Source organism: Tabrizicola sp. (assembly GCF_031377265.1).
Taxonomy (GTDB): domain Bacteria; phylum Pseudomonadota; class Alphaproteobacteria; order Rhodobacterales; family Rhodobacteraceae; genus JAUYQR01.
This window is the reverse complement of the sequence record NZ_JANMET010000119.1, coordinates 1-6,848: the sequence shown is the minus strand read 5'-3', so window position 1 is coordinate 6,848 and position 6,848 is coordinate 1. Positions and strand designations below refer to the sequence as shown.

At 61.1% G+C, this 6,848-nt stretch carries 6 protein-coding genes; 5 read left to right on the top strand and 1 reads right to left on the bottom strand.

Annotated elements, in window-relative coordinates:
* The first annotated feature begins 133 nt into the window (after positions 1-133).
* Positions 134-2,230: an ABC transporter ATP-binding protein gene (locus tag RMO18_RS06980; protein WP_309664798.1), complete on the top strand. Its 2,097-nt coding sequence runs from the start codon at positions 134-136 to the stop codon at positions 2,228-2,230.
* Positions 2,231-2,432: 202 nt separating this feature from the next.
* A complete protein-coding gene (locus RMO18_RS06975; RefSeq protein ID WP_309664797.1) occupies positions 2,433-4,415 on the top strand; it encodes a potassium transporter Kup in 1,983 nt (660 codons plus the stop codon).
* A 15-nt stretch (positions 4,416-4,430) separates the two neighbouring features.
* On the opposite strand, the gene RMO18_RS06970 is transcribed toward RMO18_RS06975, so the two are convergent.
* Positions 4,431-5,039 carry a lytic transglycosylase domain-containing protein gene (locus tag RMO18_RS06970; RefSeq protein ID WP_309664796.1) on the bottom strand — a complete coding sequence of 203 codons (609 nt, stop codon included), beginning with the start codon at positions 5,037-5,039 and terminating at the stop codon, positions 4,431-4,433.
* 242 nt (positions 5,040-5,281) lie between these two features.
* Between RMO18_RS06970 and ssb the strand changes: the two genes are divergently transcribed.
* The 3 genes from ssb to RMO18_RS06955 all read left to right on the top strand — a co-directional run bounded on the left by ssb (position 5,282) and on the right by RMO18_RS06955 (position 6,752).
* Positions 5,282-5,836 (top strand): single-stranded DNA-binding protein, encoded by a 555-nt coding sequence (gene ssb, locus RMO18_RS06965; protein ID WP_309664795.1) that lies wholly within the window; start codon positions 5,282-5,284, stop codon positions 5,834-5,836.
* An 86-nt stretch (positions 5,837-5,922) separates the two neighbouring features.
* A complete protein-coding gene (locus RMO18_RS06960; protein WP_309664792.1) occupies positions 5,923-6,285 on the top strand; it encodes an SUF system Fe-S cluster assembly protein in 363 nt (120 codons plus the stop codon).
* Between the two features lie 104 nt (positions 6,286-6,389).
* Positions 6,390-6,752 carry a hypothetical protein gene (locus RMO18_RS06955; protein ID WP_309664791.1) on the top strand — a complete coding sequence of 121 codons (363 nt, stop codon included), beginning with the start codon at positions 6,390-6,392 and terminating at the stop codon, positions 6,750-6,752.
* The last annotated feature ends 96 nt before the right edge of the window (positions 6,753-6,848 follow it).

The following is a 6,848-nucleotide window of genomic DNA, read 5'->3' as shown; positions in this document are numbered from 1 at the left end:
CTGAACCTTCTGGCCGACGGCCTGCGCGAAGAAAGTCTGAAAGACTGATGGACTTCCTCTTCCCCAAATATCCCACGGGGGTCCGGGGGTGTGAAACCCCCGGTCCCGCCCCCCGAGCAAAAGCGAGGCTGCCATGAACACCGCATCCGATACCGCCTGGGACCCATCCAAACCGATTCTCGAGATTGACCATCTGTCGATCTCGTTCTTCACCCGCCTGCGCGAAATCCCGGCGGTGATGGATTTTTCCTGCACCGTGATGGCGGGCGAAGCGATGGGGCTGGTCGGCGAGAGCGGTTGCGGCAAGTCGACAGTGGCGCTGGCGGTGATGCGCGATCTTGGCAAGAACGGTCGCATCGTTGCCGGCTCGATCAAGTTCAAGGGCCGCGATCTGACCCATATGGGCGACGACGAGCTGCGCCATATCCGCGGGTCGGAAATCGCGATGATCTACCAGGAACCGATGGCGTCGCTGAACCCGGCGATGAAGATCGGCGCGCAGCTGGCCGAAGTGCCGATGATCCATCAAGGCATGTCAAAAGACGAGGCCTGGGCTTTGGCCCGCCAGATCGTCGCCGACGTGCGCCTGCCCGACCCCGACCGTATCATCAACGCCTATCCGCACCAGCTTTCGGGCGGCCAGCAGCAGCGCATCGTGATTGCGATGGCGCTGATGTCGAAGCCCGCGCTCCTGATCCTCGACGAACCCACCACCGCGCTTGACGTGACGGTGGAGGCCGGGATCGTCGATCTGGTGAAGGATCTGGGCGAGAAATACGGCACCTCGATGCTGTTCATCAGCCACAACCTCGGTCTGGTGATGGATGTCTGCGACCGGATCTGCGTGATGTATTCCGGCGAGGCGGTGGAAACCGGGGCGGTGACCGAAGTTTTCAACGAAATGCGCCACCCCTATACCCAGGCGCTGTTCCGCTCGATTCCGCTGCCGGGGGCGGACAAGAATTCGCGGCCGCTGATCTCGATTCCAGGTAACTTCCCCCTGCCCCACGAACGACCGAAAGGCTGCAACTTTGGCCCGCGCTGCGATTACTTTCAGGACGGGCGCTGCAATGCCGCTGATGTACCGATGTCGCAGGTCCCGGACAGCGATCGGCATGAAAGCCGCTGCGTGAAGTGGCAAGAGATCGACTGGAACGCCCCGCCCGCCAAGCGTGCGGTGAAGGAAAAGGCCGCCATCGGCAAGGTCGTGCTGAAGATGGAGGATCTGAAGAAATATTACTCGGTTTCTTCCGGGGCGTTTGGTGGCGGCTTGAAGAAAGTCGTGAAGGCCAACGAGACGCTGAGCTTCGAGGCCCGCGAGGGCGAAACTCTGGCCATCGTGGGCGAGAGCGGTTGTGGCAAGTCAACCTTCGCCAAGGTGTTGATGGGGCTGGAAACGGCAACCTCCGGCTCGATCCTGCTGTTTGACGAAAACGTGCAATCGACGCCGATCCAGCAGCGCAATACCGATATGGTCAGTTCGGTGCAGATGGTATTCCAGAACCCGTTCGACACGCTGAACCCGTCGATGACGGTGGGGCGCCAGATCATCCGGGCGCTGGAAATCTTTCACTTCGGCAAATCAGACGCGGAACGTCACGCGCGGATGCTGGAGCTGATGGATCTGGTGAAACTGCCGCGTGCCTTTGCCGAACGGATGCCACGGCAACTGTCGGGCGGGCAAAAGCAGCGCGTCGGCATCGCGCGGGCCTTTGCGGGCGGCGCGAAGGTGGTGGTGGCGGATGAGCCGGTGTCCGCGCTTGACGTCAGCGTTCAGGCCGCCGTCACCGACCTGTTGATGGACATCCAGCGCGAAAACAAGACGACACTGTTGTTCATCAGCCATGACCTGTCGATCGTGCGCTACCTCGCTGACCGGGTGATGGTGATGTATCTGGGCCATGTGGTGGAAATGGGCACCACCGATCAGGTGTTCCAACCGCCCTACCACCCCTATACCGAGGCGCTGCTGTCAGCGGTTCCGATTGCCGACACCAAGGTGATCCGTAAACGCATCGTGCTGGACGGCGACATTCCGTCGGCAATGAACCCGCCGCCCGGCTGCCCGTTCCAGACGCGCTGCCGCTGGAAATCTCAGGTACCGGATGGGTTGTGCGACCGCGAAATGCCTCCCGTGCAAGTGCTGGAGGGCGGGCATAACATCAAGTGCCACCTGTCGCTGGATATTCTGGCCAAGATGGAGCCGGTCATCAAAATGGCGGCAGAGTAGCGCTTGATCCTGGAAGGGTCATGGCAGTATTGCATGACCGGCATGTTCAATCAGCTTTCCGGGTGCCCCCAAACGGGTGTAGGGAGTGGCTTGTTCGCAGCCTTGCGGTAACCCTATGGAGCAGACGCGCGCCCCTGCCATGGCTTGGTTGCCCAAGCCCACCGAAACCGGTGTCTGCCGGTTTCCGCGCCCCCGGTAAAGCATGATAGAACCTAATTCGCCGATCCCGAAAAGCACGGACAGACCACCGTTTGACCAGCTTGATGAAGCCGAGCTGGATATCGCGGACTATCTGCGCGACGAAACCGAAGAGCCGGTCGAGCAGCCGGCACCACAGCCGTTTGCAGCGCTGGTGATCGGGGCCGTCGGCGTGGTCTACGGCGACATCGGGACCAGCCCGATCTATGCATTCCGCGAGGCGCTGACCTCGGTCAGCCAAGGTGGCGCCGTCGGGCAGGCCGATGTGCTGGGCCTGCTGTCGCTGTTGATCTGGACACTGATCCTGATCGTGTCAGTCAAATACGTGAGCTTTCTGTTGCGCGTCGACAACCGTGGCGAAGGCGGGGTGCTGGCGCTTTATACCAAGGTACGACTGGCAGTTGGTCGCCGGTCAGTTCCGATCCTGACGCTAGCGATCATCGGCGCAGCGCTGTTTTTCGGCGATGCGATCATCACTCCGGCGATTTCAGTGCTGTCTGCCGTGGAGGGCGCCGAGCTGGTAGTGCCCGCCCTGAAAACCTTGGTCGTGCCGGTAACCATGGGCATTCTTTTCGCTTTGTTCATGATCCAACGGCAGGGGACAGCGACGATTGCAGGAACCTTTGGCCCGATCACCGTACTTTGGTTTCTGGTGCTTGCCGGACTGGGCATCTGGCACACGATTGCTGCCCCAGAGGTTCTGCGGGCGTTCAATCCGGTTTGGGGTCTGACATTCCTTTTGCACAACCAGATGATCGCCTTTGCCGTGCTTGGCGCGGTGTTTCTGGCGGTAACGGGGGCCGAGGCGCTGTATGCCGATCTTGGCCATTTCGGGCGCAAGCCGATCATCACCGCGTGGATCGTTTTGGTGTTTCCGGCACTGGTGCTGAACTATCTGGGCCAGGGCGCGCTGGTGCTGACGCACCCCGAAACCCTGCGCAACCCGTTCTTTGCGATGGCACCGCAGGCGATGCTGCCGTTTCTGGTGCTGCTGGCCACTGCGGCCACGGTGATTGCGGCGCAGGCGGTGATCTCGGGCGCGTTTTCCATGGGGCGGGCGGCGATACAGCTGGGCTTGCTGCCACGGCTGGCCATCCGCCACACCTCGGCCAACCAAAGCGGGCAGATCTACATCGGGGCGATCAACTGGATCTTGCTGTTCGGGGTGCTGTGGCTGGTGATGAGCTTCAAGACTTCGGCAGCGCTTGCCTCGGCTTACGGGATTGCGGTGACCGGCACGATGCTGGTTACCACGACGCTCGCCTGTCTTTACCTCATCGAATCCAAGATTTTGTCATGGCCGGTTGCCGTGCTGGTCACCGGGCCGATCTTTGCGCTGGAGGCGGTTTTTCTTGCCTCGAACCTGACGAAGGTTGCTGACGGCGGCTATGTGCCGCTGGCGATTGCGTTGCTGGTAGGCGTGATCATGTGGGCCTGGTGGCGCGGCACGCAAAGCGTTCTGACCCGCGCGCTGCGCCAGCATGTGCCGCTGCCCGGCTTTGTGAAATCGATGGCCAAGACATCGGCGCACATCGTGCCCGGAACGGCGTTCTTTCTGAGCCCCGATCCCGATGTGGTGCCTTCGGCCCTGCTGCACAATCTCAAGCACAACCGGGTTTTGCATGAGATGAACGTGATCCTGACCATCGAGACCCTGCGCACCCCGACCGCGGAGCCGGAGGAGCGGGCAAGCTATGAGGCGCTGAATGCGCGTTTCGGGCGCATTACGCTGCGATTTGGCTTTATGGAGACGCCCAATGTCTCGCGGGCGATGACGCATGCGCGCAAGGCCGGGCTAAAGTTCGACGTAATGCGCTCCAGCTTTTTCCTCGGGCGTCGACGTCCGATTGTGTCTGGCCCGTTTGGGGTGAAACGCTTACTCGACCGGATTTATGCGATGTTGTCACGGCTTGCCGCCGACCCATCGGACTTTTATCACTTGCCACGCGATCGGGTGGTGGAGTTGGGCGAGCGCGTCTCAGTCTGACGGGCGCAAGCGAGATCAGCCGAGGATGGCCAGCACGTAGTTCTTCGTCTCATCAAACGGTGGCACGCCGTCATGTTCCTCGACCGCGCCCGGCCCGGCGTTATAGGCGGCGAGCGCCAGCTTCCAGCTGCCGAATTTGTCGAACATCATGCGCAGATAGCGCGCGCCGCCTTCCAGATTCTGTTCCGGATCGTTGATGTCGACGCCAAGCGCCACCGCGGTGTCGGGCATAAGCTGGGCCAGCCCGCGCGCGCCCTTGATCGACAAGGCGCCGGGGTTCCAGCCGCTTTCCTGTTGCACCAGCCGCAAAAACAGGTCTTCGGGCACCCCGTGCTTGCGTGCCAGCGCGCGCGCCACCTCAAGATACTCGCCCTTGTAGCTGCCGCCGTAGGTCGGCAGACCTTCGTCCGCGACCGCACCCTTTTTGGCCTTCGGCGTCAACCGGACCGAGCCGCTGTATTGCTTGGCCAGCTTGCCTTCCAGCAGCTTGCCTTGCGACTTGAAGATCGCGGTGCGGGATTTGGTTGAACTGGTCAGGTCAAGACCTTCGGCAAGGACTGGCTTTGCAGGCGCAAGCAGTGCTGCTGCCAAAACCAGGGCAGATATGATTGCAAACCGAAGCATGTCCCGACCCATCCCGACACCAGCGGTGACTATACGGGATTGGCGGCACTTTTCCAGCCGTGAATCGTTGGGCATTCCCTACCCCACCCAACCGCTTCGGCGGCGTTTCGCCGGTGCTTTGCCGCAGTGCCGGCCCCACGGTCCAGCGTCAAGGCGAGTTGCAGCGTGCGACCGGCCTGTCTATACCGATCATTAACCATAGGGCGGCAATGCTGCCCCCGAACGGAATCAGGGAGAGCATCATGGCGGGATCGGTCAACAAGGTCATCATCGTCGGCAATCTGGGCCGCGACCCGGAGGTGCGCAGCTTTCCGAACGGCGGCAAGGTGGTGAACCTGCGGATCGCCACCTCGGAAAACTGGCGCGACAAGGCCACGGGCGAGCGCAAGGAACGCACCGAATGGCATTCGGTGGCGATCTTCAACGAACCCTTGGGCAAGATTGCCGAGCAATATCTGAAGAAAGGCTCCACGGTTTATATCGAGGGGCAGCTGGAAACCCGCAAATGGCAGGACCAGTCTGGTGCCGACCGCTATACGACCGAAATCGTGCTGCGCCAGTTCCGGGGTGAATTGACCCTGCTGGGTGGGCGCGACGGCGGATCGGGCGGTGCCAGCGCCGGTGGCGGTTATGACGATCGCGGCGGCTATGACGAGTTTGGCGGCGGTCAGGGCGGCGGACAGGCCCCGGCATCTGGCGGCCGCGGCGGCTATTCGGGCGGCACGTCGGGGGGCACTTCTGGCGGGGGCGCGCCTGCGGGCGGGCGGTCCGACATGGATGACGAAATTCCGTTCTAAGCGACTTTGCGAGGCCTCTGGACCAATGGCGGGGTAATCCCTATATAATTGCTCAACAACTCGGGCGATTGCAGGAAACCCCAGCCATGACCTCCATGCCGGACCAGATCGAAGGCGCGCCGCTGATCAAGCCGTCCACCACGGACCACCCGCTTTACGAGCAGGTGGTCGAGGCCTGCCGCACGGTCTTTGACCCGGAAATCCCAGTGAACATCTATGATCTGGGTCTGGTCTATACCATCGAGATCGGCCCAGAGAACGCTGTCGACATCACCATGACGCTGACCGCGCCCGGCTGCCCTGTCGCGGGCGAAATGCCGGGATGGGTGGCAGACGCGGTGGAACCTTTGGCCGGGGTCAAGCATGTCGATGTGCACATGACCTTCGATCCGCCGTGGGGAATGGACATGATGTCGGATGAGGCAAAGCTGGAACTGGGGTTCATGTAGGCAAGTCTGAGGGGTTGCTTACCTGTGTGCAAGCTAAAAAACTTGATTTATAAAGTGCAAGCTTTTTAACTTGCATATTCGCGTGCAAGCTCTATGCTCTGCACATGGAACTCCTCTATGCTGTCCTTACAGGTGATCTTATCGGATCGAGCAAGGCCTCGCGTCTCAAGCTTGAGGCGACGATGGAAAATATTGCGGCAACGGCAAAATTCCTGAGCGAGTACACAGGCGAGAACACAAAGTTCACCCGATATCGCGGGGACGGGTGGCAGCTGGTCTTGAGTCCAGCATTTTACCTGCGCGCAGTTGCTCTGATCTCGGCCAGACTGAAAGCCGACAAACAAGCGCTGCCAACGCGCTTTGGAATAGGAGTCGGATCAGTCGACAACCTTGGTGGAACCGATCTGCGCGATGCACGTGGATCGGCGTTCGAGCTTTCCGGTCATGCTTTGGACATCCTCACGTGAGATCAAGCATTGATGTTTGCGGGAGACGCTGTCGCTGGACTCGGGCAATAGGCAAGGGCCGAATGACTGCGTGGCGTGATCGAGTGGTCTGACGCT